23 protein-coding genes, 1 tRNA gene and 1 pseudogene are annotated in these 20,200 nt (G+C 53.0%); 10 read left to right on the top strand and 15 right to left on the bottom strand.

Going from position 1 to position 20,200, the window contains the following annotated elements; translation table 11 throughout:
- The first annotated feature begins 1 nt into the window (after position 1).
- Positions 2–874 carry a type I restriction enzyme HsdR N-terminal domain-containing protein gene (locus E3E26_RS07395; RefSeq protein ID WP_167900618.1) on the top strand — a complete coding sequence of 291 codons (873 nt, stop codon included), beginning with the start codon at positions 2–4 and terminating at the stop codon, positions 872–874.
- Here the strand turns inward: E3E26_RS07395 and E3E26_RS07390 are convergent.
- From E3E26_RS07390 to E3E26_RS07365, 6 genes are all read right to left on the bottom strand, one after another.
- Positions 871–1,866, bottom strand: a complete 996-nt coding sequence (locus E3E26_RS07390) for an AIR synthase family protein (RefSeq protein WP_167900617.1) — start codon at positions 1,864–1,866, stop codon at positions 871–873. The two genes, E3E26_RS07395 and E3E26_RS07390, sit on opposite strands and share 4 nt — an antisense overlap.
- A 1-nt stretch (position 1,867) precedes the next feature.
- Complete coding sequence (locus E3E26_RS07385; protein WP_167900616.1) at positions 1,868–2,065, bottom strand: hypothetical protein; 198 nt, start codon at positions 2,063–2,065, stop codon at positions 1,868–1,870.
- A 2-nt stretch (positions 2,066–2,067) separates the two neighbouring features.
- The gene (locus E3E26_RS07380; RefSeq protein WP_012571694.1) at positions 2,068–2,364 is read right to left on the bottom strand and encodes a winged helix-turn-helix domain-containing protein; all 297 of its coding nucleotides are present in this window, start codon (positions 2,362–2,364) and stop codon (positions 2,068–2,070) included.
- A 76-nt stretch (positions 2,365–2,440) separates the two neighbouring features.
- Positions 2,441–2,632 (bottom strand): hypothetical protein, encoded by a 192-nt coding sequence (locus E3E26_RS07375; RefSeq protein ID WP_240911669.1) that lies wholly within the window; start codon positions 2,630–2,632, stop codon positions 2,441–2,443.
- On the bottom strand, positions 2,629–2,931 hold the full coding sequence (locus tag E3E26_RS07370) for a hypothetical protein (RefSeq protein ID WP_167900615.1): 303 nt from the start codon (positions 2,929–2,931) through the stop codon (positions 2,629–2,631). Before E3E26_RS07370 ends, E3E26_RS07375 begins: the two co-directional genes overlap by 4 nt.
- A 41-nt stretch (positions 2,932–2,972) precedes the next feature.
- Entirely contained in the window at positions 2,973–3,803 is an 831-nt protein-coding gene (locus tag E3E26_RS07365; RefSeq protein ID WP_167900614.1) for a DUF2202 domain-containing protein, read from the bottom strand.
- A gap of 105 nt (positions 3,804–3,908) precedes the next feature.
- Here E3E26_RS07365 and E3E26_RS07360 point away from each other — a divergent pair, with 105 nt between their 5' ends.
- Positions 3,909–4,952: an SLC13 family permease gene (locus E3E26_RS07360; RefSeq protein WP_167900613.1), complete on the top strand. Its 1,044-nt coding sequence runs from the start codon at positions 3,909–3,911 to the stop codon at positions 4,950–4,952.
- Positions 4,953–5,010: 58 nt separating this feature from the next.
- Here E3E26_RS07360 and E3E26_RS07355 read toward each other — a convergent pair whose 3' ends face one another.
- From E3E26_RS07355 to E3E26_RS07340, 4 genes are all read right to left on the bottom strand, one after another.
- Complete coding sequence (locus tag E3E26_RS07355; protein ID WP_167900612.1) at positions 5,011–6,195, bottom strand: cell wall-binding repeat-containing protein; 1,185 nt, start codon at positions 6,193–6,195, stop codon at positions 5,011–5,013.
- A gap of 261 nt (positions 6,196–6,456) precedes the next feature.
- The gene (locus tag E3E26_RS07350; RefSeq protein ID WP_167900611.1) at positions 6,457–6,681 is read right to left on the bottom strand and encodes a hypothetical protein; all 225 of its coding nucleotides are present in this window, start codon (positions 6,679–6,681) and stop codon (positions 6,457–6,459) included.
- Positions 6,681–7,394 carry a DUF4405 domain-containing protein gene (locus E3E26_RS07345; protein ID WP_167900610.1) on the bottom strand — a complete coding sequence of 238 codons (714 nt, stop codon included), beginning with the start codon at positions 7,392–7,394 and terminating at the stop codon, positions 6,681–6,683. Before E3E26_RS07345 ends, E3E26_RS07350 begins: the two co-directional genes overlap by 1 nt.
- Positions 7,395–7,649: 255 nt before the next feature.
- Positions 7,650–9,425, bottom strand: a complete 1,776-nt coding sequence (locus E3E26_RS07340; RefSeq protein ID WP_167900789.1) for a ribosome biogenesis/translation initiation ATPase RLI — start codon at positions 9,423–9,425, stop codon at positions 7,650–7,652.
- A 60-nt stretch (positions 9,426–9,485) separates the two neighbouring features.
- Between E3E26_RS07340 and E3E26_RS07335 the strand changes: the two genes are divergently transcribed.
- A complete protein-coding gene (locus E3E26_RS07335) occupies positions 9,486–12,182 on the top strand; it encodes a DEAD/DEAH box helicase (protein ID WP_167900609.1) in 2,697 nt (898 codons plus the stop codon).
- 23 nt (positions 12,183–12,205) lie between these two features.
- The gene (locus tag E3E26_RS07330) at positions 12,206–13,090 is read left to right on the top strand and encodes a hypothetical protein (RefSeq protein WP_167900608.1); all 885 of its coding nucleotides are present in this window, start codon (positions 12,206–12,208) and stop codon (positions 13,088–13,090) included.
- On the opposite strand, the pseudogene E3E26_RS07325 reads toward E3E26_RS07330, so the two are convergent.
- Together E3E26_RS07325 and E3E26_RS07320 are read right to left on the bottom strand one after the other, a co-directional pair.
- A pseudogene (locus E3E26_RS07325) lies at positions 13,061–13,677 on the bottom strand (YigZ family protein). The gene E3E26_RS07330 and the pseudogene E3E26_RS07325 sit on opposite strands and share 30 nt — an antisense overlap.
- Positions 13,678–13,680: 3 nt before the next feature.
- Complete coding sequence (locus E3E26_RS07320; RefSeq protein WP_167900788.1) at positions 13,681–14,127, bottom strand: HAD family hydrolase; 447 nt, start codon at positions 14,125–14,127, stop codon at positions 13,681–13,683.
- 137 nt (positions 14,128–14,264) lie between these two features.
- Between E3E26_RS07320 and E3E26_RS07315 the strand changes: the two genes are divergently transcribed.
- Both E3E26_RS07315 and E3E26_RS07310 read left to right on the top strand, forming a co-directional pair.
- On the top strand, positions 14,265–15,080 hold the full coding sequence (locus tag E3E26_RS07315; protein WP_167900607.1) for a phosphatase PAP2 family protein: 816 nt from the start codon (positions 14,265–14,267) through the stop codon (positions 15,078–15,080).
- A gap of 40 nt (positions 15,081–15,120) precedes the next feature.
- Positions 15,121–15,197 (top strand) — tRNA-Thr (locus tag E3E26_RS07310).
- Positions 15,198–15,288: 91 nt separating this feature from the next.
- Here the strand turns inward: E3E26_RS07310 and E3E26_RS07305 are convergent.
- Positions 15,289–15,720 (bottom strand): hypothetical protein, encoded by a 432-nt coding sequence (locus tag E3E26_RS07305; protein WP_206204358.1) that lies wholly within the window; start codon positions 15,718–15,720, stop codon positions 15,289–15,291.
- Between the two features lie 239 nt (positions 15,721–15,959).
- Here E3E26_RS07305 and E3E26_RS07300 point away from each other — a divergent pair, with 239 nt between their 5' ends.
- On the top strand, positions 15,960–16,802 hold the full coding sequence (locus tag E3E26_RS07300) for a DMT family transporter (RefSeq protein ID WP_167900606.1): 843 nt from the start codon (positions 15,960–15,962) through the stop codon (positions 16,800–16,802).
- On the opposite strand, the gene E3E26_RS07295 is transcribed toward E3E26_RS07300, so the two are convergent.
- Positions 16,792–17,457 (bottom strand): glycosyltransferase family 2 protein, encoded by a 666-nt coding sequence (locus tag E3E26_RS07295; RefSeq protein ID WP_167900605.1) that lies wholly within the window; start codon positions 17,455–17,457, stop codon positions 16,792–16,794. The genes E3E26_RS07300 and E3E26_RS07295 overlap by 11 nt on opposite strands.
- A complete protein-coding gene (gene panB / locus E3E26_RS07290; protein ID WP_167900604.1) occupies positions 17,458–18,315 on the bottom strand; it encodes a 3-methyl-2-oxobutanoate hydroxymethyltransferase in 858 nt (285 codons plus the stop codon).
- 57 nt (positions 18,316–18,372) lie between these two features.
- Between panB and E3E26_RS07285 the strand changes: the two genes are divergently transcribed.
- Genes E3E26_RS07285 through E3E26_RS07275 form a run of 3 tightly spaced genes read left to right on the top strand, consistent with a single transcriptional unit; the run spans position 18,373 to position 20,189 of the window.
- Positions 18,373–18,801, top strand: a complete 429-nt coding sequence (locus E3E26_RS07285; RefSeq protein ID WP_167900603.1) for an archease — start codon at positions 18,373–18,375, stop codon at positions 18,799–18,801.
- A gap of 9 nt (positions 18,802–18,810) precedes the next feature.
- Positions 18,811–19,749 (top strand): tRNA (cytosine(49)-C(5))-methyltransferase, encoded by a 939-nt coding sequence (locus tag E3E26_RS07280; protein ID WP_167900602.1) that lies wholly within the window; start codon positions 18,811–18,813, stop codon positions 19,747–19,749.
- On the top strand, positions 19,746–20,189 hold the full coding sequence (locus E3E26_RS07275) for a hypothetical protein (RefSeq protein WP_167900601.1): 444 nt from the start codon (positions 19,746–19,748) through the stop codon (positions 20,187–20,189). Before E3E26_RS07280 ends, E3E26_RS07275 begins: the two co-directional genes overlap by 4 nt.
- Positions 20,190–20,200: the final 11 nt, after the last annotated feature.

Below are 20,200 nucleotides of genomic sequence, written 5' to 3'. Positions count from 1 at the left end.
TATGGACGAGCTGAGAAGGGCCGTTTTGAACGTCATCAGAAAGATACGCTCTCACAGAGAGCTCTACGTGAAGAACGAGGAGGCCGTGAAGCAGCACCTAATAGGCGAGATTTTTCAGGCCCTCGGGTGGGACTGGAACAACCCCGAGGAGGTTCGTCCAGAGGAGAGAACCGAGGATGGAAGGGCTGACTACGCGCTCATTCTGAACGGGGGTGTCTTCGCCTACGTCGAGGCTAAGAACCTTGGTGTGAACATCCTCAAGCGCGAGGAGCCTCTGAGGCAGCTTGCCCGCTACTGCTTCAACTCAGGTGTTCGCTACGGTATTCTCACCAACGGTGCGATGTGGATAGCGGTCAAGGCATTTGAGGAGGGCTCCAGGCTGAGGGACAGGGTTCTGCTCACCGTCAACATTGAGGAGGAGCCCGTCGAGAAGGCCATCCTCAAGCTGTCTATCCTCTCGAAGTCCCGCATAGAGGACATCGAGAGGCTCTCATCTCTTCTCAGGGCGCTGGAGTTGAGCTTCACCGGGCTGAAGAGGGAAGGCTACCCGGAGGAGATGCTCATCGAGTACCTGACCTCAAAAGAGGGATCAAATACCGTTCCGGTGGAGGAGCTGACGGGCGACGAAACGCCCAAAGCAGCTTACGTCTATGACAATGGCTGGAAGCTCCTTCCATTGCCGGAGAAGAGCATCAAAGGTGTCCTGCTTGCGGTTCTCCTCTACATGGAGCGCAGGGCCCATGGCTATCAGCGTGAGGAAATAAGGAAGGCCTACGAGCACCTCAGGACGATGCCCCTGAACCCAAAAACTGCTCTCGAGATACTGAGAAAGCTCGAGGAGGAAGAAAAGCTCAGAATTTCCGTGGAGCTCTAAACGACCTTCCAGAGCTCGTCGCTCTCTGGCCTTTCCAGAGGCTTTTCCCTTCCGTTCTCAACCATTACCCTTGAGTCTTTGTCTTCCAGAAACTCCCCGATTACCGAGGCGTTTATGCCCTTCCCCTTGAGGGCGGAGATTATACCATCGGCTTTTTCTTTGGGAGCGGCTATCATAAGCGCACCTGAGCTGATGAGGGCGAGCGGATTGAGGTCGTAAAACTCACAGATTTTTAGTGTTTCTTTCCTTATCGGGATCTTCTCTGCGTAAACGCGGAAGCCGAGTTCGGCAGCATCGGCCATCTCGTGGAGGCCGTTCGCCACGCCGCCCTCAGTGGGGTCGTGCATGGCATTGACGCCGACCTCGTTGTTGGCAGTTAAGGCGTCTTCCACGACACTTATCATCTCAATGAGGGATTGTGCTTTTTCCACGAACTCCTTTCCGAAAGCTTTTTCGAGCTCCTCACTCCTCTCGCTTGCTATTATGGCCGTTCCCTCCAAACCTGCCCACTTGGTGAGGATTATTGCATCGCCTGGCTTAGCCCCGTTCGAGGTTACGAGCTTCTCCTTCGAAACCTCCCCCAGCATGGTGCCGACCACTATCGGCCTGTGAAGGCCCGGAGTGACCTCCGTGTGACCGCCGACTATTGCGACGCCGAGTTTACTGGCGCTCTCGTGGAGCTCGTTCATGATCTTGGCGAGCAAGGCATCGTCGGCATTTTCGGGAAGGAGGATAGAAACTAAAAACCACTTGGGCTTGGCGCCGAAGGTCGCAACGTCGTTCGCGTTGATGTGAACCGCATAAAATCCTATTCTCTCCTCGGCCCCGGTTATCGGGTCAGTGGAGGCAACCAAAACGGAAGAACCGAAATCGATTGCAGTGGCATCTACCCCGAGGTCTGACTTAATTATAACTCTCTCGCCTGGGGCTCCCAGGCGGTTGAACACTATCTCCCTGAGTTTTTCTGGGGGAATTTTGCCTGGCGGCAGCATTTCAGACTTCCTCGAGCTTCTTCTTGACTTCCTCAGTGTGTCTCTTGGTCTCCTCCAGAGTGTTCCGCAGGTTTGCCAGCTCGAGCTTCAGCTCACCCAGCGTCTTGTTCATCTGGTAGAAGGCGAAGACCATTATGGCTATCAGGATCAGCCCGAGGATTATGGATATCCACCCGCTCGGGGTCGAAGTGTACGGCATCATCACACCTCCTTCAGGTTTTTCACAATCTCGTTATCGATGACGAGCTTGAAGGGCTTTGCCCGGTAATACTTCTTCGCCCTTGGATCATTCGGCTCGAGGCGAAGCTCGCTCTCGACGAGGTTTGCCTTTTCCAGCTTTTTCAAATGGAGGTAAAGCAGCTGGCGAGAAATGCCCAGGGTCTTTGCGAGCTCGTAGACGTACCACTCCTTTTCGCAGAGCATCTTGAGTATCCTAACTCTGATTGGAGAGCTCAATGCCTCCGCGATCACTGCCAGCTCTTGAATGCTCTCAACCATTTTCACCACGCTTGGCCTTCCATAGGGCAGGAAGTTCTTACATAAGTTGGAGGGGAAAAATAAAAAGCTTTCGAAATCAGCGCTTCAGGAGGGCGTAAAGCAACGCCCCCAGCAGGAGGAGGGGCAGGAGCAGGAACGCTAAGCGCGCAAATATGAAAAAGATTGCAAATATTCCAAAGCCCCACCACATCCAGCCGAAGCCCCACCTCCTCCTTCCGAACATTGGGCCCCTCATTATTGGTCCTCCAAATCCCCTCGGCATTTTCATCCCTCCAGATAAAGCCATCCCACGACGGTTTCTCCGCAGTCGAGCGTTACTTTGACCCCAAACGGGGTCTGGTAGGCGCTTCCAATGGTGAGCTTTTCAATGGGGCACTCACCTACGACCTTTCCGATGTAGTTTCCGTACTCATCGAGCAGTTTCATCACAGTTCCCCTTGAGGTCTCGTACATCTCGACCCTCACGCGCCTGAGCAGCTTTAGAGCGTCGTCCTTAACTTCCTCCACATCTATCTCCTCAACCGGGAACTCCCCGAACTCAACGAAGTGCCAGACCTTGGCCTCCATATCTAAACCTCCATTCGATTATAGAATAAAGAAGGAAAGCTTCAGATGGCGAAGCCCATCCTGTGGGCAAAGCCCCTCATCCAGTTCCAAGTGTTCCTGAAGGTGTTGATGATGCCGTCAATTATTCCAGTATCCTGAGTCGGCTCCTGCGCGGCGCTTTCCCACATTCCGTGGCCCCTGACAACGTCGCCCATCGGGTTGCCGAAGCCGTGGCTGTTTGCCGAGCTGATGACCTCCTGGTAGTAGTCCTCGCTGACCACCTGCGGCTCGTATGTTACCCCGTAGTTCGCGAGCACGCTCACAAAGCCCCTGAGGTGGTTCTCGCTACCTGCCTTGAGGCTCTCGTAGACCTGGATTATGTCTGCGTTGTCGGTCTTCTCAGTCCACTCCTCCAAGTCAGCTATGTCAGTCTCCTCTATCAATGCCCCGACCTTGAGGGCGTCGACGAGGCTCTGGCTGCCCATCTCGACGAGCTGGTCGTAGAGGGCCTGAAGCTCCGGGTTCGTGAAGACGCCTATCTCGTCGGTGGCCGGGTCGGTAAGGTTGTACTTCTCTATCAGGGCAAGCACGGTGTCAGTGTGCGTCTGCTCGCTCTGGGCTATGTTGTAGAATATTGGCAGTCCATACATCTCATAGAACGTCAGGTAGACATCCCTGGCGAGCTTTTCCTCTTCTCTCATCCAGAGTAGGCCGTCTATTTCCTCCTGGCTCAGATCAGCGTAGTAAGTGGTGAGTGTGCTATCCACGAGGGGCGCGGTCTCCTGGACCGGCATCCTCGGACCGGCCCAGCTCGGCATTGCCGCGACCGCTCCAAAGGTCATTCCAAGCAACAGGGCGAGGAGCCCAACTCCAAACAACTTCATATTTCTCATGTTCTCAGCCTCCTCCATGTGTAAGTCTAATATTACATATGTCGGAGACTTTATAAAGTTTTCGGTATAGATACAGTTAAAAACGTAGCCTTGGGCCCATACATCATGCGGCTCAAGCTGAAGAAAATACTCATTGAGGAGTGGTTGTTTTCTCTCTCGGTCTCTGGCCTAGTCCTGACTTCCCTTGTGACACAGAGAATCCCCCACTACTCCACCGACGACTTTCAGGTTGTCTTCACACTATTCGTGTTCTTAGTCATTGTCAACGGCCTACAGCGCGAGAACGTCCTCAGGTTCTTGGCGGCCAACTTTCAGGGGAACTTGGGAGCGGTTAAGCTCGTTGCAATAACCGGGATTCTCTCGATTTTTGTCACCAACGATGTCGCTCTAATAACGATGGTTCCCCTCACTCTTGCCATAGACTTCGAAGACGCCGCCCTAGTTGTTATTTTGGAGACGCTAATGGCCAACGCCGTCTCAGCTTTGACGCCCTTTGGCAACCCCCAGAACCTCTTTATCTACTACCACTACAACGTTTCACCCGCAGATTTCGTCTACACTATACTCCCCTTCGTCTTGGTGACCTCTCTTGTTATACTTCTCCTGAGTTTCAAGGTGAGGGCCACTCCAGAGGTTGAGTTCTCTGGGAAGCCATCTCGGGAGGGATGGATATACGTGGGGATGTTTCTCCTGTTCATAGCTGCAGTCTTGAAGATTGTCCCCCTGTGGATCGGCGTTATAGTTTTGGGCTACGTCCTCCTTTTCGATAGGATGAGCCTCAGGGTAGATTACTTCCTTCTCGGCACTTTTCTGGCGTTCTTCGGCTTCACAGACAACGTCTCCCACCTTCTGAGATTTGAGCTGGAGTCCTCTCACGAAACATTCTTCACTGCCGCATTCCTCAGTCAGATAATGAGCAACGTTCCCTCAGCACTGCTCATTGCTGACTTCACGTCCGATTGGAAGGCCCTCCTCTGGGGAGTGAATGTCGGTGGATTCGGAACGCTTATCGCTTCACTTGCAAACCTAATTTCCTATCGCATATACTCATCCCACAAGAATAAAGAGAAGAAGTATCTGATACGGTTCCATCTATACTGCTTTTCATTGTTCCTGCTGGGGATTATCCTGTATCTGGTTATTGGATAACAGAATTTGGTTGCCTGATGACAGTAAGTAAAAAAGGATCAAAAACTAAAATTAAACATCATGGGGCCCCTCTATGGGCAGGGAGCATGGCGTGGGCCTTTAAGTGGGACTTGCCGTCCATGAAGAGTTCCCTAAGGGTGCTTTCCAGCCTCATCAAGAGGACGTTGGCCGTCTCCACGTCGTTGTTCTGGATGGCGACCTTGAGCTGCTCAACCAGAGCCTCCAATTCCGAGACATCGATTCCTGCCCTTTCCAGGACTTTTATCTGGGCTTCCAGGCGGTGGAGTGTTACATTGGCCCTCATCATGGGGTTGAACCTCATCCTCATGCTCCACTCGCTAGAGGCTATTCTTATCACGAACTCCGCGTGGGCCTTCGCCGCTATCGCCATCCCGTAGGCCTTTCCGTATTTACCTTCGCTGTAGGCTTCTTTGGCTTCTGACAGCTCTTTCTCTGCAAGCGTCAGCATTCTCTCTACCAGCCTCTCCTGCATTGGAGTGAGGGTTGCGTTCTCAAGGAGGGCTTTGGCGGTGTTGATCCTCTCCTCGCTCGCGTTTATCGCTTCGAGAGCTATCTCGGCAGTTATGTTGACATGAACACTGGTGCAGTTGCACTCCCTGGACTGGTTTCTGAGCTGCTCCCTTATCCTGAGCATGGTTCTGTTCATAAGGGGAGTCTGGACGATGGTCACGTTGCCGGTTCTGACCTGAAGCTTCAGCATCAGCCTGGTCACGTTGGTTGTTCCATTGACGAATGCAATCATCGCCCTTTCTCTGACCGCTATCCTGAGGGCGGCCTTTATTCCGGCCGTGTCGTTGCCCGGAACCATGATGAGCTTATCCTTGAACTTGAGCTTGAACTTGACCTGGGCCTGGGTCATGACCATGAGGTTGGTCTCGTACCTGTTCTGACCGCCCCAGCGCTCCACTGTAATACCCAGCTCCTGGAGATCATTGACGTACTGCTCGACCACTGCCTCGGGGCCACCTATTATTATGACCTCGTCCGGAGCGTAGCTCATTATTTCGGCGGCGACGTTCGGGTCATAAACACCCCACGTAGTCGTCACAATGATTGCACCGGTTACGTTTGCCAGGTACTCGGCCAGTGCACAGTCTGCCTCGTTGTCACTAACAAGAATGACAGTTACTGAAGTTTCCTCTGCTGAAACCTTTCCAAAGGATAGGGTAGTTGTTATAAGCATCAAACCAAAGAGCAGTGCAATTGCTTTTTTCCACATCATGTCACATCACCTCGGTTATTCTTATGTGAAAAGGCATATTTAAGCCTTTTTCACGAAATCGTCTGTGTAAATTCAAGTTTGTTTAGCCTTGAGCTGGTTATTGTGATTTTTTGGTCGGCACTGTTAAACAACGTTAGCCATCGTTTATTTGTGTTTAACGTGCCTTTTCAGAAGAGAAAACTGGAAGAGGAAGCATTTCGCCCTTCTCTTTGGACCTACCATCCATTGTGTCAGGGCGCTAAAAATAAAGCATCACTCGCCTCACACTTCCTCGAGTATCTTCTCCACCTCGACGGTCTGCCTCCGAAGCTCCGTTGCGGCCTCGTTTATTCCCCGGAGCTCTTCGGTTATGGCCGCAAGGCTCTTGTGGAGGGAGTACATGGAGAACAGAACCACTGCTAAGAGAACGAGCCACAGGGCTATATTCATGTACTCGACGTAGCCGGGAGTTTCGGCGTAAAAAGATTGGGGAAGGTAGGGACCCATCAGTTTTCACCTCCTTCAGCTGTTTCGTTTCCTTCAACGGGGGTGTTTAAACCCAGGAGCTTCTCAATCGCCGCGGCGAGCTCTTCCTTGAAGACCTCTCTGTCTAGACCGTTCTTGAGCTCGATGGTCTCAAGGAGTTCGTCGGGCTCTGCTTCGATGCCGTAATCTTCCTTCAGGACTTTGGCCAGCTCGTCCGCAGGGACGCCGTAGAGATCCGCGAGCTGTTGTAGCGTATAGCTCTTGAGCATCGTTCCGGTGATTTCAACGTAGGTGTATGTGGTGTTGATGGTCTCATTCGGGAGGTAGTCCAAGTAGTCGTAGGTGCCCTCAGTGTCTTCCGTGTTCTCTTCCTCTACGATCAAGGTGCCGTAAGCGTAGAACCCCGCTGCCAGGAGGGCGAACACGAGCAGCAGCGCAGCGATGGGCTTCCACTTAGTCTTCCTAAAGCCCATCCTGAGCATGGTTATCATGCTCTTGAACCCTATTATCAGGTGAGCCGCCACGAGACCTACCATGGCAAAGCCGAAATATGTGTGGATGTTGGTCCACGTGTCCTTGTCAAGCCCTAGGAAAGTCCAGCCCAATGTATCTGCTATCCTTCCAGAGGGTGCTAAATACAGGGCTATTCCAGAAATGATGATCACTATAAAAACAACCGTTAGTGCGAGGTCTATTATTCCCCTAAGCCAGGCCGGGGCCGCTTTCCACTTCATCAACGGCACCTCCCCTTGCATTTTATGGTTCCGAGAGTGGGAATTGTTGGAGTTTCAATGCGGAGGCCTCTGTCAAGGGACATTCCTTTGGTTTTCAACATCAATTTCATACGAATCACCACATATGTAACTTTAAAATTACATATGATAGCTTCATTTAAAAAAGTTTCGGTATGGTGATTGGCCAATTGAATACTCTAGTATCAAAACCTTAAAAGAGTAATCTCCTGCAGAATAAAGGGAGAGAACACAGAATCAGGGAGAGACGTAGTAGTACTCCCCCATCTCCTTCTGTTCCCTGTCCTTGACGCTTCCTTCCTTGTTGGCCCTCGGCCTTCCAGTATCAGGATCGCGCCTGAAGGTTACCCCCACACTGGCCAGGAAGCGGTTCATTCCCTCGCGCATTCCCGTCGGTGGCAGAGCCTTACCGTACTTTCCGGGCTCGCCCTCGAAGACCATTATCCTGTCGCTTATGTAGTCTATCATGAGGACGTCGTGCTCTACTACGAGGGCAGTCTTTCCTTCCTTTTCCATGAGGTGCCTTATCGCCCTTGATACAGCCAAGCGCTGCTCGACGTCGAGGTAGGCTGAGGGCTCGTCGAGCAGGTAGAGGTCGGCATCGCGTATGAGCGCCGCAGTTATGGCGACCCTCTGCAACTCTCCACCGCTCAGCTCGTTCACCTGCTTGTCGTAGAGGTCTGGAATGCCCAGCGGGTTTAACAGCTCGGTCTTGTAGAAGTTGCTGAGGAGCTTTGAGGCATCTATCTTGCTCAGGAGGTCGTAAACCGTTCCCTCATAGTCTGCCTTGATGTACTGGGGCTTGTAACTGACCTTGAGCTCCCAGTCAACCTCGCCCTCCGTCGGCTTCTCCACTCCGGCCAGCATCTTCACGAAGGTGGTCTTACCGATACCGTTTGGGCCAACGATGCTAACCACTTCACCCATGTAGAGCGTCCCTGGCTCGGCCTCCAGTCTGAACCCACCGTAGTCCTTGACGAGGCGCGGATACTCAACGAGTATCTCGCTCGCCTGGCTCTGCCTCTCGCTGGACTTGGTGAAGCGTATCTCGTAGGGCCTAAATCTAACGTTCTCGTCTCTTAGGTAACCCCTGAGGAACTCGTTGATGCCGTTCCTCGTTCCCTTCGGCTGGGAGAAGATACCGTAAGCGCCAGGCTTACCGTAGACGACGTGGATTATGTCGCTCAGGTAGTCGAGAACCGCCAGGTCGTGCTCGACAGTTAAGACGGCCTTTCCTGAGTCGGCAAGCTTCCTTATTATCCTCGCGACCTTGAGGCGCTGTCGTATATCGAGGTAGCTGGAGGGCTCGTCAAAGAAGTAGAAGTGTGCATTCCTGAGCAGAGCCGCGGCTATTGCAACCCTCTGCAGCTCACCACCGCTTAGCTGGTCTATGTTCCTGTCGAGGACGTTCCTGAGCTCGAGCTCATCAACAACTTCATCGAATGCTCCAATCTCGTCTGCCCTCTTGAGTAAGTCTCTCACCTTGCCCTTCACTGCCTTGGGGATTAAATCGACGTACTGGGGCTTGACAACGGGTCTAATCTCCTTGTTTTTCAGCCTCTCAAAGTAGGTCTGGAGCTCGTTGCCGCGGAAGGCCCTAATAACGTTGTCCCAGCTGTCGTTGTCGCCGCAGAGGTTCGGGAGGAGCTGGCCAGCGAGTATCTTGACCGCGGTGGTCTTACCGGTTCCGTTTGGACCAAGGATTCCGACGACCATACCGTCCTTGACGACCGGCAGGCGGTACAGCACAAAGGCGTTGACGCCGTAGCGGTGGACGCAGCCCTCTTCAAGCTCCTCCGGGAGGTTCACGATGGTTATCGCGTTGAACGGGCACTTGTGAACGCAGATTCCACAGCCGGTACAGCTTGCCTCTTGGATTATGGGCCTGTAGTTCTCCTCGTCGATGATTATAGCCTCGCCACCCATCCGATTGACTGGGCAGACGCGCTCACACAGGAAGTGCCCGCACTTGTCAGGGTTACACTTCTCATAATCGATGACCGCGATTCTCATTCTCACCACCGCCCTACCCTACTGGGAAGGCCTTTAAAAAGTTGCGACGTAGTTCAACCCATGAGCATATTCGAGGCCTTCAAAGACCTCAAAGGCGAGATAGCCCACGTAAGCGTTTTTCCACCGAGGGAAGGTGATTTCTCGGATTTCCGGTTCAACCACCGTGAGATAAATGCCCTCCTCAACGAGCTGGGATTCACCCTCTACCGTCACCAGGTCGAGGCGCTGGAGAAGCTCTACTCCGGCAAAAACATCGTGGTAACCACTCCAACCGCGAGCGGAAAGAGCGAAATCTTCAGGCTTGCCATCTTTGACTCTTATCTCTCGAATCCTCGCGCAACGTATCTTCTCATCTATCCCACCCGCGCGCTTATCAACAACCAGTATGAGAAGTTCTCGCTCGAAGCCTTCCACTTCTTCAGGCTCACAGAAAAGATGCCGACGGCGAGTATCTTGACTGGCGACGTCCCGTGGGAGGAGAGGAGAAAGATACTCCGCGAGAAGCCGAACGTGATATTCACGACCCCCGACATGCTCCACTACAACGTCCTGAGGCGGTGGCGGGACTACGAATGGCTCCTGCGGAACCTCCGCTACCTCGTCGTTGATGAGCTCCACACCTACCGCGGCGTCTTCGGCAGCAACACTGCCTACCTCTTCCGCAGGCTGGCCTTCAGGCTGAAACGCCTCGGAGTTAAGCCCCAGATAATAGCCCTCTCCGCGACGCTCAGGAATCCGAAGGAGTTTGCCGAGAACCTCTTCAAAACCAAGTTCGAGGTCGTGGGAGAGGCCACAAACCCCTTTCCGAGGAGGTACCTAATCCTCTTCGAGCCGAGGAACCTCGACGAGAGACAGCTCCTCAGGGCGGTCGTCGAGAGGCTGGCGGGGAGAGGAATCAAAACCCTTGTCTTCTTCGACTCGCGGAAGGGCACCGAGAAGCTCCTGCGCTTCATGCTCGGCTCCCCGGTTTTCACGAAAACGAGCACCTACAAGGGAACACTGCCAAAAAACGTCCGCTGGGAAATAGAGTGGGACTTCAAGGAGGGAAGGCTTTTGGTTTTACTCACCACGAACGCCCTCGAACTGGGAATAGACATCGGAGATTTGGACGCAGTGATAAACTATGGCATCCCACCAGACGGCCTCTTCTCGCTCATCCAGCGCTTTGGCAGGGCTGGGAGAAAAGCGGACAGAGAGGCTATCAACGGTATCGTCCTGAGGAAGAACGGACTCGACTATTACTACAAGGAGCACGTCGATGAGCTCGTCGAGAAGCTTGAGAAGGGCATAATCGAGTACATGCCAGTCAACCTGGAGAACGAGCGCATAGCGGAAAAGCACCTGCACTATTTGCTCACTGAAATAGGAGTAATCGAGTGGGACGAACTGGACGAGTTCGAGCGAAAGGTGATGGAGAGGCTTGTTATAGAGCGCAGGGCCTCGCTCAGGAAGAACCCAATAACAGGCAAGCTCGAGGTCAGACCTCTGAGGCCCGCTTTCAGCTACTCCTCTCTCCGGACGGCCACCGACGAGAGCTTCTTCCTCGTCAAGGACGAGCCCTGGATAAGGGCGAAGCTGATGCAGAAGCGGGATATGGGAGAGCTTCTCCGCTTCGTCAACTGGCTCAAGATCAAGGGCTACCTCATCGAGGAGGTCGATGCCGACGAGTATCACCGCTCACTCCTCCCTGGAATGGCCTACTTCTCCCGCGGGGAGCTTTACATGTCAGGAGAGCGCTTAACCCTTGGAAAGTTCCACTTCGTCTTCGCCAGGCAGTTAAATCGCCTCTGGGACGTGGAGACATTCGTGAGCAAACGCGAGGAGGTAGAGATACTTGAGACAACGGCAAGCAAAGCGTATAAGGGCGTAGAGATAGGCCTCGGCAGGCTCAGAGTAAGGCACATCTATACTGGCTTCGCCATCAAGGGCAACGACGTGGGCAACTACGTGGCTGAACTGATGAGGCTGAAGGAAGCGGGAGTTCTGAAGGGCGAAATCTATTCCCCCCTGAACGGTGAGAGGGTCAAGGCCGACGAAGACTTCTCGATACTCAACTGGGAAAGGTTCGCCAGGGTTGAGTTCGAGGAGCCCCACATTAGGGAATTCGAGACCGAGGGAATCTGGCTCGTCTTCCCCGACTGGATACGAGAGATTCCGAACGAGGAGTTCAGGGAATTTTTTGGCATAGCTGCAGAGAAAGGCAAGGAAGACCTCGCTTTCACCCTCTACGAGAACCTGGACAGAAAGAAGCTCTTCCCCATCTACCTCGGTGCCACGAGCCACGTCATCAGGAAGGCCATAGACGACGCCCTCCAGCGTTTTGGAATAAACGAGGGGGAGCTGGCCTTTGCGATAAAGAAGATGGTGGACAGCAAGGATGGAATAGGCTCGGCCCTTCACGCCATAGAGCACAACATTATCAAGATAGCGCCCATCTTCACCTACGTCGATTCACGCGAGCTCGGCGGCTACAGCTACGCGAGCTTCCCCAATCCGCCCCACATCGGAAGGCCCCTCGTCTTCATCTACGACGGCAACGAGTTCGGCGCTGGGCTGGCGCCAATACTCTACGAGAACGCCGAAAAACTGATGGAGAAGAGTTTAGAGCACCTGAAGGGCTGCGAATGCAAAGACGGCTGCCCGGTCTGCGTCCTCTCGCCGAAGTGCGGCACCTTCAATGAGTTCCTTGACAAGTGGATGGCGATAAGGGTGTGGGAGAGATTACTTAAACAACCCAACAAAGGGCAAGATTTTTAACTCCCGATGGTCACCCTCAGCCCATGACCGTGCAGAGCATCCCTGGACCCGAGGCGTACCAGGTAATCTACAGCCTTGTGGACCGTGGAAGGTTCGAAGAGGCCCTCGCCAAGATACGGGAACTCCCTCCGGACTATGTGAGCGAAGAACTGGCTTCTCTTGTGGTGGAGATTGCAGCGGACTTCGCCCGGCGGGGCGATCTTAGGAAAGCACTGGTCGTGGTGGACATCCTCATGGGGGACTCCGTCGATTGGGCGAGATGGCGCGTTTTTGTTTTTAAGGAGTATCTGGATTCATGCAGTCCGGAAAGAGCGGAGACGTCCTTTGAGAGACACCACGTTCTTATAAAGCCGGAGAGCAAGGTGGAGGTTCTCCTGGACATTGCGAGGTGTGCCGGAAAAGAGAACTCAAAGCTTGCCCGTGACGCGCTGATGCTGGCCCTCCAGTGGGCGAGGCACATAAAGGGACGTTCAAACAGGGACTGGCGGCTGGAGATGGTTATAAACACTGCATGTGACCTTGAGGAGTGGGATATCGTTGCAGAGGCCTGCCGGGCCATGAGCGGAAAGGGGCGAAGAGAGGCCATAGAGGATAGGCTCTTTCCCGAGGAGCTGGAGAAAGGGGTAACCACCTGTCGGGAATTCGCCGAGACCCTGAAGAGGCGCTATGAATCGGCGGAGGAAAACGCCCTTGACCTGGTCATAGAGGCCCACTTGAAGTATGAGAAGGAAATCCTGAGATCGCGGGGAGTGAACCCTTACCTGTACAAGCTGAAGGCAGTAAAAACTGAAGAAGGCGTTACGTTCTACGCCGTTAGAAGACCCCTTACGGTGGCACTTGCCAGGTACCTGTTGGACAGAGTGAGGCGGCTCCTGAGTCTAAACGCTCCTCATGAAGAGGGGCCTTAGTCTAACCCTCCCGCGCGTCTTTTCGGTCAGAAGCTCCATCAGCGGTTCGGCATCACCCTTCCGCGTCTCGACCGTGAACTTAACCAGTCCGCCGTATTCCTCTCCGACTATTCTGCCGCCTGCCTTCTCAACAGTCTCCTTTACAACGTGGAAGAGTTGTAGGGGAGGGTAACCTCAAAACGCTCGGTTTCGTAGATTTCGACGATGCCAGCCTTATCTATGGCCAAGCTAGCCGCATCGCTGTAAGCCTTAACAAGCCCGCCGTAGCCGAGCTTTATGCCGCCGAAGTAGCGCGTAACAACGACAACGACGTTGCTCAGGCCTTTGTTCTGGATGACCTTTAAGACAGGCTTTCCGGCAGAGCCTTTAGGCTCGCCATCGTCATCGTAGCGAACGGCGAAGTTCTTCCCATCGTTGATGAGGTAGGCTGAGACATTATGGGTCGCATCGTTGTGATGAGCCTTTATCCTGCCTATGAAGGCTTTAGCTTCCTCTTCCGAGCTGGCCGGTGAGGCGTAGCCGATGAAGACGGACTTTTTGACCACGAGCTCAGCGGTGCCCACTCTCTTGAGCGTCCTGTATTCCATACCTCACCCTCTCAGTGTCGCTGTGAGCTTCCTATCATCGAGAAGCATCGCTATCGCGTCTTTTACATCTTTGACAACGATGTCACTTGCGAGGAGGGCTTCGACGGTCGCTCCTTCTGACCCTATGATGCAGAAGGCCAGTTCAGCGCTCTCAAGCATTGCCACATCGTTGTTCCCGTTGCCCACAGCTATGTAGGAGCCATAGGCCATGGCCTTCTCGAGTTTTTCGCTTCCATCTTTAACGCGCTCGATCCTTACTGGAAGGCCTTTGAACTCTTCCTCCAGCGTCCCGAAGGTGTCGGCGCTCAGAATGACGACGGTGTACTTGTCCGACAACCTCTCGAGGAGGTGCTTTACCTCTTCATCCACCCGGCCGCTGACGCCAAGGGTGCCGTTGAGGTCGAACACTACTGTTTCAGCTTTTATCTCTCCGTAGCCCGGAATCTCCATTGATCTCACCATCATCTCTTTGTTCGGAGAGTTTTTAAGGGCTTGGACTCTAAACGCCACTGAGAATGACAACTCACCTCTCGAATGTTAAAATTAAAGACGAAAAAGTTAAATATCTAACCACTGGGGGTAATACCATGCTGAAGCTGCGGGAGCTCACTAACGACTGGGAGGTTCTCGTGAGGCTAAACGCCTTCTTTATAAGCTACTTTGGGTGGCTCCTCTTTGGGCTCGCTTACGGTTTTCTCGGCAGGTACAGCGTCGACGTCACTCACTACCTCCTGCAGCTCCCGTTCACCTCCAGGGATTTTGTGATAGGCCTCATCGAATTTACAAAGAGCCTCCCGCTTCTCTACTGGCTCTTTGAAGGTGTGTACTACCTTGGTTTTTCAGGCTCAATAGCCCTCGCCGTTGCGTATCTGCTCCTCTACAAAAGGGATCTGGGAGCCTCTGATGAGCTTTTCATTAGATACTTGCTCTCCTACACCGTGGCAGGGTCGATATATTTGATCGTCCACGTCCACGCGCCCCATCTGGTCTACAACCTGCCCGGATACCTCTCGGAGAACACCTATTTGACCAGACAGGAGTTCGTCCTGCCTTCCCTTCACAACACGTTCGCCATGGTCAACATAATCACCCTCTGGAAGTACCGGAAGGAGAAGATTGGTGCGACTCTCATTGTCCTTAACTTGTTGATACCCTTCACGACGCTCTTCCTTGGCCACCACTGGATCTACGATATAATAACTGGAATGGTCCTTGCAGGGGTCGTTTCGAGGCTCACAGCGGGTTATTCTCCAAGACTTCCAGCAATGTTGTGCGGGCTGGAGCTTTCATATTTAAGACGGCTGGCAGTTCTGAGCTTCTTCATTGGTGTAATCGCCCTCTTTCTAGCCGCTGATCCTCAGCACTGGAGCCAGCTTGTCAGCAATCTCTTTGGGACTCCCTGAGAAAAACTTATAAAGGTCTCCAGAGCCCTTAACATGGGACGCCGGGGTAGCCTAGCTCGGCAGGGCGGCGGACTCGTAATCCGCAGGTCGCGGGTTCAAATCCCGCTCCCGGCTCCACAATACCTTTCCGCATTTCTGAAGCCGACCTTCGCTGGAAAGCCTCATTAGAACGGCATTATCATTATTGCCACCAACTAAAATCTACACCTCACCACAGAATAAGGCCGCCCTTCACCTGGAGATGGACGGAGGTGGGCTCATCGGTCGAGTCGGACATTATGACCAGATACAGGGGACCTTTTTTGGGAAATCTCCAGACTCTCTCCACGCTGGTGGTGCTGTCAACCCTAAAGAGGCATATCGTCCCTTCTCCAGATTTTAGCATGCTGAGGCCAGTGTCATCGGTGATGCATATTGTAACCGGTCTGTCAGACTCTATCAAGAAATAGAGCATGCTCCACTCGTAGCCGTCTAGTTTGTAGACCTGGTAATCCCCTGGCTCTATCAGGATATCCTCCTTGAACTGATATGAAGCCCCCCATAGTATTGGAGCGATAATGAGAACAGTAATCACTACTATAGTGAATCCAATGGCTTCTATGCGCTTAATGGTTGCTGATTTGAGAGTTATCGTGGCCACTGTCTATCCCCATTTTTTATTATCATTATCGCGCTATTTAAGCGTTGTGACGTTAAGTTTGACTTTACTTATCTTATTGTCACATTTGTCCCCACAATCTGAAGCTTCAGCATCATATTGGACAAAATCCAAGATATGGGAGGTATTACTCTTTCCCTATATGAACTATTGGGACATTAGAAGCGGTGCTTACGAACCCTCCTGAGGATTTATAAGCAAGAAAGGAGAACAGGAAAACCATGGAGAGGGAATCCCTCGGGACACTCCTCGCGATGACTGGGATGTTCATCTACGGCCTCGAGCCAGTCGTGATAAAATCAAACCCATCAAACCCAATTAGTTTTGCCGCATTTTCAGCTCTCACGGCCTCCCTGATACTCTGGGGGAGTCTAATTTGGAGCGGGGATTGGCGGGAGATTCGGGGCAATCCAAGAGACCTCAGGAAGGCCTTTTTTGTGGGATTATTTGGAACTGCACTGGCTTATCTTGCCTATTCCTTCGGCGCGCGAATGAGCACTGCCATAAATGCCGCACTCATAACGAGGAGCGAAGTGCTCTTCTCCTTCTTCCTCTCGTGGCTCTTTCTTGGGGAGCGGATAACCCGGCGGCTAGTGGTTTATTCCCTCTTTATACTCACCGGCTTAGCCTTCGTGATCACCCAGGGCCGTTCTCTGGAACTTCACCTTGGGGACTTTCTGCTCCTCCTCGTCCCACTCTTCTGGCAGCTCGGCCACGTTATAGCCAAAAGGCTCTCCTACGGCCCAATTACAATAGCAGCACTGAGAAACACCTTCGGCTTTTTACTGCTCTTCCCTCTGGCGGCTGCTACTAGTTTGGAGCTTTCCAGGTTCGTCATCGCCGAAGGCATGATAATAGCTTTAGGCCAGATAGTCTGGTACAAGTCGATAAAGCTCATCAACCTCTCGAAGGCGACGGCGATAATAACGCCCGCTCCTGCAGTGGCGATTGGAATAGGCGTGCTCCTCGGTGAAAGCTTCACGCTCTATCATGCCATCGGTTTTCTCCTCATAACCCTCGGAACGCTGGGTGCAGTAAAGGTAAAGAGCGAGCTCAGAACTTGAGGAGAGCCCAGAGAAAACGAAAGACGTCCTCAAGACGGAAGTGGCCTGTTTCAACACCGTAAATCATGCTGACGGGTACTTCTTTAATCCTCGCTCCCATCTTCGCCGCCTTGATGAGCATCTCGGTTTCAACCTCATAGCGGTCGCTTTCAATGGTCGGCACGAACTCCCTCTTCATTGCCCTGAAGCCGCTCTGGGTGTCATAGACGTACTGCTTCAGCTTGAGCCTCAAAAGCCTAGTTGTTATTATGTTGCTCAGCCTTCTGTGGAGAGGTCTTTTACCCTGAACCTCAAACTTCCTCGCGCCGATAACGAAGTCTGCGTCCTCTCTAACTATTGGCTCAACGAGGTTTATTATTTCCTCCGGCCTGTGCTGGCCGTCGGCGTCCATGAAAACTATGATCTCTCCAGTCGCTTCCTTCACGCCTGCCCTCATGGCTGCTCCTTTTCCGCTGTTCTTCTCGAGTCTCAGCGCTTTGATCCTGGGATCTTTTTTGCTGTATTCAACGGCTACCCCATGGGTGTTGTCGTTGCTTCCATCGTCCACGACGATTACTTCATCCACGAACTCTGGAATCCTCTCGAGGACTTTCCCGATTCGTTTTGCCTCGTTGTATGCTGGGATTATGACAGTTATCCTCTTGCCTTCCAGCATTCAATCATCCTCGCTCAACCTTTCGAGGACCTTCCTGGCTTTTCTCTTGAATTCCTCTTTGTCAAGAAACTCCCAGTAGTGCTCCCTTGCAGGGAAAGAGCCGTTCTTGACCTCTTCACGGTAGTTCTCGAGGGCGAGGCGAATCATCCCACCTATGTCAGCGTACTTCTTGACGAAGGGCGGGACGTTCTCGTAAATTCCAAGGAGGTCGTGCCAGACCAGAACCTGTCCGTCCACGTATGGCCCAGCCCCGATGCCGATGGTCGGAATGGAAACCTCCTCGGTTACGAGCTTGGCAACATCAGCAAGCGTGAACTCCAGAACGACAGCAAATGCTCCGGCTTTTTCAAGGGCCTTGGCATCGCGCAGGATTTCCTCGATCTCCTCCTCGGTTTCACCCATCAAGCGATAGCCTCCCAATCTGAGGTAGCGCTGTGGAGTTAAGCCTGTGTGCCCCATAACTGGAATCCCCATGCGGACGAGCCTCTTAACGAGCTTTTTATGATCATAGCCGCCCTCTATCTTGACGGCATCTGCACCGGCCTGAATCAGCCTGATGGCATTCCTGATGCCTTCTTCAACGTCAACCTCGTAGCTCCCGAAGGGCATATCGGCCAGAACGAGCGCCCGCTTGACGGCTTTGGCAACGGCCCTCGTGTGGAGAACCATCTGATCCATAGAAACGACCAGTGTGCTTGGTTCGCCGTAAACGACCATGCCGAGAGAATCGCCGATGAATATGATGTCCATTCCTGCCCTGTCCGCTATGAGCGCAGAAGGATAATCGTAAGCGGTGACCATAGCGATTTTCTCTTTGCCCTTCATCTCCATAATCGTCCTTGGGGTTATCTCCCTCATGCTCTCACCCTTAGCCTAATAAACCCCCGTCCCTATAAGTCTTCTGGAGGTGAAAAGATGCGCGAGTGGGAACACTACGAGCACACCGCGGACATTGGAATCCGCGGGTATGGTGAGACCCTTGAGGAGGCCTTTGAAGCTGTCGCGTTGGCGCTCTTCGATGTCATGGTCGATGTGAGGAAGGTCGAGCCGAAGGAAGTGAGAGAACTTGAGGTTGAGGCTGAAGACCTAGAGGCTTTACTCTACCTGTTCCTCGAGGAGCTCTTGGTGCTCCATGAGATGGACGGCCTCGTCTTTGGGGACTTTAAGGTCAAAATCGAGAAGACGGAGGAGGGCTACAGGCTCAGGGCCAGGGCCTACGGTGAGCCCCTCGATTACGAGAAGCACGAGCCCAAGGAGGAGGTTAAGGCCATAACCTACCACGACATGAGGATTGAAAAACTGTCAGATGGGAAATGGATGGTCCAGCTCGTGCCCGATTTATGAGGTGGTCAGATGAGCGTGAGGGACGAGATCAGGGAGGCCAACCCGGAGTTTTACGAGCGCTATTCTCAGATAGAGGATACCGATGAGTTCTGGGAGTTCATAGTAAAGCCCCTCAGGCAGAGCATCAGGGTGAACACGCTCAAAGCCCCGCTTGAGGTTGTAGTTGAGCGCCTGAGTGAGGACTACGAGCTCGAGCCAGTTCCATGGGTCAGGGAGGGCTTCTTTATCAACGTAGATAACCTCGCCAGAGTTCCGGAGCACAGCCTCGGTCTGATATTCGGCCAAGAGGCCAGCTCGATGATTCCACCCGTTGTTCTTGATCCAAAGCCTGGAGAGCTCGTTCTCGACATGGCCGCCGCGCCGGGAAGCAAGACCGGACAGATAGCCCAGTACATGGAGAATGGGGGCTGCATAATAGCCAACGACCCGAAGATAGAGAGAGCAAACGTTCTCATAGCGAACCTCAACAGGATGGGCGTTTTGAACACGCGCGTAACGACGCGCGATGGTGCCTACTTCGGCCGCTTTGAGAACACCTTCGACAGAATTCTCCTCGATGCCCCCTGCTCAAGCGTTGGCATGATAAGGAAGAGCTGGAAGTTCCTGACGGGGTGGAGGTTCAGGGGGGTCATCAAATACATGAACATCCAGAAGAGGCTTATCCTTGCAGCATACAAAGCCCTCAAACCCGGAGGAATTCTCGTTTACTCTACCTGCACCATAGACCCGCTGGAGAACGAGGAGGTCGTTGACTACCTCCTGAGGAAGACGGACGCGAGGCTGGAGAAGATAGAGCTACCTGTGAAGACGAGTGAGCCAGTTCTCGAGTGGGAGGGCAGAACCTACTCGGAAGAGCTTAGGAAAGCCCTCAGGATTCACCCCAACGACAACGACACTGAGGCATTCTTCATTGCGAAGATAGTGAAGCCAGGGGAGGGAGAAGCATGAGCGAGAACCCGAGGGGAGAGATAGGGAAGACGAACGATACCGAGCTCGTGAAGAAGCTTTTGCTTGAGAATTACGGCTACGCTCCGGATTTAATTTACGAGATACGCGGCAGATACCACAAGGTCTATGCATACAAGCCTTGCGACTTTGAGGTGAAAAGTACGGACAGACAGGGGGTCTATTTTGGCAGGATAGAGAGCGACGGGATAAGGCTCACCATCGAGGGGAGCTTCCTGGTTGGACCAAAAGCGACGAAGAACATTGTTGAGCTGGATAAAGAGCGAGCCAAGCGCTATCTTGCCGGCGAGAGCGTTTGGATTGACGAAAACCTTCACGGCTGGATCATTGTCAAGTGGGGGAGCTACTACCTCGGTTCGGCCAAAGCCAAGGGGGGCAGGCTCATCAACTACGTACCGAAGGAGAGAAGGTTGAGAGTCTAACGCGAATTAGG

This window comes from Thermococcus sp. LS1, from assembly GCF_012027395.1.
Classification (GTDB): Archaea; Methanobacteriota_B; Thermococci; order Thermococcales; family Thermococcaceae; genus Thermococcus.
Note: the sequence above shows the minus strand (reverse complement) of the source record. Positions and strands in the feature narration are given on the sequence as shown.

Coding starts and splice junctions, on each gene's coding strand:
- E3E26_RS07395 (WP_167900618.1), top strand. CDS start 2: ATGGACGAGCTGAGAAGGGCCGTTTTGAACGTCATCAGAAAGATACGC.
- E3E26_RS07390 (WP_167900617.1), bottom strand. CDS start 1,866: ATGCTGCCGCCAGGCAAAATTCCCCCAGAAAAACTCAGGGAGATAGTG.
- E3E26_RS07385 (WP_167900616.1), bottom strand. CDS start 2,065: ATGCCGTACACTTCGACCCCGAGCGGGTGGATATCCATAATCCTCGGG.
- E3E26_RS07380 (WP_012571694.1), bottom strand. CDS start 2,364: ATGGTTGAGAGCATTCAAGAGCTGGCAGTGATCGCGGAGGCATTGAGC.
- E3E26_RS07375 (WP_240911669.1), bottom strand. CDS start 2,632: ATGAAAATGCCGAGGGGATTTGGAGGACCAATAATGAGGGGCCCAATG.
- E3E26_RS07370 (WP_167900615.1), bottom strand. CDS start 2,931: ATGGAGGCCAAGGTCTGGCACTTCGTTGAGTTCGGGGAGTTCCCGGTT.
- E3E26_RS07365 (WP_167900614.1), bottom strand. CDS start 3,803: ATGAGAAATATGAAGTTGTTTGGAGTTGGGCTCCTCGCCCTGTTGCTT.
- E3E26_RS07360 (WP_167900613.1), top strand. CDS start 3,909: ATGCGGCTCAAGCTGAAGAAAATACTCATTGAGGAGTGGTTGTTTTCT.
- E3E26_RS07355 (WP_167900612.1), bottom strand. CDS start 6,195: ATGATGTGGAAAAAAGCAATTGCACTGCTCTTTGGTTTGATGCTTATA.
- E3E26_RS07350 (WP_167900611.1), bottom strand. CDS start 6,681: ATGGGTCCCTACCTTCCCCAATCTTTTTACGCCGAAACTCCCGGCTAC.
- E3E26_RS07345 (WP_167900610.1), bottom strand. CDS start 7,394: ATGAAGTGGAAAGCGGCCCCGGCCTGGCTTAGGGGAATAATAGACCTC.
- E3E26_RS07340 (WP_167900789.1), bottom strand. CDS start 9,425: ATGAGAATCGCGGTCATCGATTATGAGAAGTGTAACCCTGACAAGTGC.
- E3E26_RS07335 (WP_167900609.1), top strand. CDS start 9,486: ATGAGCATATTCGAGGCCTTCAAAGACCTCAAAGGCGAGATAGCCCAC.
- E3E26_RS07330 (WP_167900608.1), top strand. CDS start 12,206: ATGACCGTGCAGAGCATCCCTGGACCCGAGGCGTACCAGGTAATCTAC.
- E3E26_RS07320 (WP_167900788.1), bottom strand. CDS start 14,127: ATGGAGATTCCGGGCTACGGAGAGATAAAAGCTGAAACAGTAGTGTTC.
- E3E26_RS07315 (WP_167900607.1), top strand. CDS start 14,265: ATGCTGAAGCTGCGGGAGCTCACTAACGACTGGGAGGTTCTCGTGAGG.
- E3E26_RS07300 (WP_167900606.1), top strand. CDS start 15,960: ATGGAGAGGGAATCCCTCGGGACACTCCTCGCGATGACTGGGATGTTC.
- E3E26_RS07295 (WP_167900605.1), bottom strand. CDS start 17,457: ATGCTGGAAGGCAAGAGGATAACTGTCATAATCCCAGCATACAACGAG.
- panB (WP_167900604.1), bottom strand. CDS start 18,315: ATGAGGGAGATAACCCCAAGGACGATTATGGAGATGAAGGGCAAAGAG.
- E3E26_RS07285 (WP_167900603.1), top strand. CDS start 18,373: ATGCGCGAGTGGGAACACTACGAGCACACCGCGGACATTGGAATCCGC.
- E3E26_RS07280 (WP_167900602.1), top strand. CDS start 18,811: ATGAGCGTGAGGGACGAGATCAGGGAGGCCAACCCGGAGTTTTACGAG.
- E3E26_RS07275 (WP_167900601.1), top strand. CDS start 19,746: ATGAGCGAGAACCCGAGGGGAGAGATAGGGAAGACGAACGATACCGAG.